Source organism: Actinomycetospora sp. (assembly GCF_055612215.1).
Genome location: NZ_JBVPVA010001068.1, coordinates 1 through 2,759 on the forward strand (window position 1 = coordinate 1; position 2,759 = coordinate 2,759).

The 2,759-nt window shown below is 77.3% G+C and carries 2 protein-coding genes; both read left to right on the plus strand.

The genetic code is table 11. From position 1 onward, the window contains the following. On the plus strand, positions 1-1,828 hold a 1,828-nt coding region (locus tag AC0CYZ_RS28880), incomplete at its 5' end, for an FUSC family protein (RefSeq protein WP_472221553.1). Between the two features lie 320 nt (positions 1,829-2,148). Then, a partial coding sequence (locus tag AC0CYZ_RS28885; protein ID WP_472221554.1) for an HD domain-containing protein occupies positions 2,149-2,759 on the plus strand: 611 nt, incomplete at its 3' end.

The window sequence follows — 2,759 nt, forward strand, 5'->3', positions numbered from 1 at the left end:
CGCGTTCGCCGCCCGGGTGCGGATCGCGGCGGCCGAGCACCGGGACCCCGCGGCCCGCTCGCCCTGGCAGCGCTGGACGGGCCGGGTCGGCACCGCGGACCGCGCGCTGCTGCGCGTCGACGAGGTCGCGGTCCTCGTCGACGGGCAGCTCGCCGTCCCGCACTCGATCAGGGACTCGGCGCACGCGCCCGCCGTGCGCGCGGCCGTGCTGCGCGTCGAGGCGGCACTGTCCCGCCTGCTCGACACCCCGCCCGAGGACGTCGGGCCCGCGCAGGCCGACGCGGTGGAGGACGCGCTGCGCCGGCTCGAGCAGCTCCTCGCCGACGACCGCCGCGGCGACCGCACCGCCGACGAGGACCGCCCCCGCGACCGCACCGCCGACGACGACCGCGGCGAGGCCGCGGCGCCGCGCCCCTTCACCCCGGCCGCCGAGCTGTTCGCGGGCTTCCTGCCCGGGAGCGCGGTGACGGTCGGGCCGATGGTCGCCCCCGAGGGGGGCGGACCGAAGCTGCTGCTCACGACGCGGCAGGCGCTGCAGATCGCCCTGGCCGGCGGGCTCTCGATCGCCCTCGGCGACGCGCTGTCCGGGCAGCGCTGGTACTGGGCGGTGCTGGCCTGCTTCCTCGCGTTCACCGGGACGGCCACCGCCGCCGAGACGGTCCGCAAGGCCCTGCAGCGCACGGCGGGGACGGTCGTCGGCGTCGTCGTCGCCCTGGTGCTCGTCCCGTGGCTGGGCCACTCGACGACGACCTCGCTGGTCGTCATCCTCGTGGCGATCTTCGTCGGCTTCTACCTGTTCCGGGTCTCCTACACCTGCCTGGCGCTCGCGATCACGATCCTCATCGCCGAGCTCTACGAACTGCTCGGCACCTACAGCGACGGGCTGCTCGCGCTGCGGGTGGGCGAGACCGCGCTCGGGGCGATCATCGGCGGCGTCGTGGCGGTGTCCTTCCTGCCCACGTCCGCCGCCTCCGCGGAGCAGGCGGCCCGCGCGCACCTGGCCGAGGAACTGCGCGCGTCGACCCTGGACGTCGCGGCGGTGCTGCACGGCGGGCCCGGCGCCACCGGAGCCGACGGCGAGCCCGTCGACCTGCACGCGCGGGCCCGCTCGCTCGACGCCGCCGTGCACCAGCTCGCCCTCATCGGGCTCCCGCTCTCGCTGCGGGTCGCGCCGGGATCGGCGGCCCGGCGCGCGTCGGTCACCGGGCGGCTCTCGGCCTGGGTGCGGTGCGCGGCGCGGGTGCGCGCGGTGATCCACGCCGTGGAGGACCAGGTGGCGGGCGGCGCCACCGCCGACCCGGAGACCGTGCACGGCGCGATGACCGCGGTCCGCGGGCTCGTCGACGCCCTCGCCGAGGGCCGCGGCCCCGGCGCGCACGCCGATCCGCCGGCCGGGGTGGACGACGCCCCGGAGACGCTGCTGGGCGAGCTCGCCGCGCTCCACGGCGCGCTGCTCGCGCTCCACGAGTCCGACCCCACGGCCGGCGCGGCCGAGCCGGGCACCGACGCCGGCACGGCCCGGGCGGCCGGGGGGACGGCCACGATCCGTGGCCGGGTCACCGACGCGGCGGACACCGGCCTCGACGCCGTCGTCACCGTCGTCGACCCGCACGGCCGCCAGCTCGGCCGGGTCCGGACGGACGCGGCCGCGGGCGGGCGCTTCGCGGTCACGGCCGGAGCCGGTCCGGGGCCCTGGTTGGTCGTCGTCGCGGCCGCCGGGCGGGCCCCGCACGCCGGGCGTGCGGCCGCCGGCCCCGAGCACCACGTCGTGCTGACCCCGGCCGGACGTTGCGTACCCGCCCGGCAGGCGGCCGCCGTCGTCCTGTGAGCGACCGTTCATCGACGGGCACCCCGACCCGGCGTGGAATCGACACGGGCGGGCGACGGGCGGGGACCTCTCGTCCCCCTCGGGTGACCTCGACGCCGCCGTCGGCACGGTCGGTGACCTAGGCTGGTGGGTGGATCCGGATCGGTTCCGGATCCCGCGACGGGCCCCACGACGGCCCGACCGGCGGGAGGTGCTCGACAGTGAGCCAGGACGTGTGGCCGGCCACCGGCACGACCGAGCGCGCCGCCGCCGAGGACGGGGCCGACGGCGCCGACACCGCGCCGACCGTCGGCTCGACCGAACCGCGCGAGGCCCAGCGGCTGGAGCCGAGCGCGTCGGCCACCACCGGTGACGCCGCGACGACGACGCGGCCGCGCTCGGCCACGCGGCGGGTCCGGGCCCGGATCGCCCGGCGCATCACCGCGCAGCGCAGCGGCCCGGTCAAGCCCGTCCTCGAGCCGCTGGCCACCGTGCACCGCGAGCTGCACCCCAGCGCCGACCTCGCCGCGCTGCAGCGTGCGTACGACACCGCGGAGGCCTTCCACGAGGGCCAGATGCGCAAGTCGGGCGACCCGTACATCACCCACCCGCTCGCCGTCGCCACCATCCTCGCCGAGCTCGGCATGGACACCACCACGCTCGTCGCGGCGCTGCTGCACGACACCGTGGAGGACACCGCCTACTCGCTGGACAAGCTCTCCGCCGACTACGGGGCGGAGGTCGCACACCTCGTCGACGGCGTCACCAAGCTCGACAAGGTCCAGCTCGGGGCGGCCGCGGAGGCGGAGACGATCCGCAAGATGGTCGTGGCGATGGCGCGCGACCCGCGGGTGCTCGTCATCAAGCTCTCCGACCGGCTGCACAACATGCGCACGATGCGCTTCCTCAAGCCGGAGAAGCAGGCCAAGAAGGCCCGCGAGACCCTCGAGGT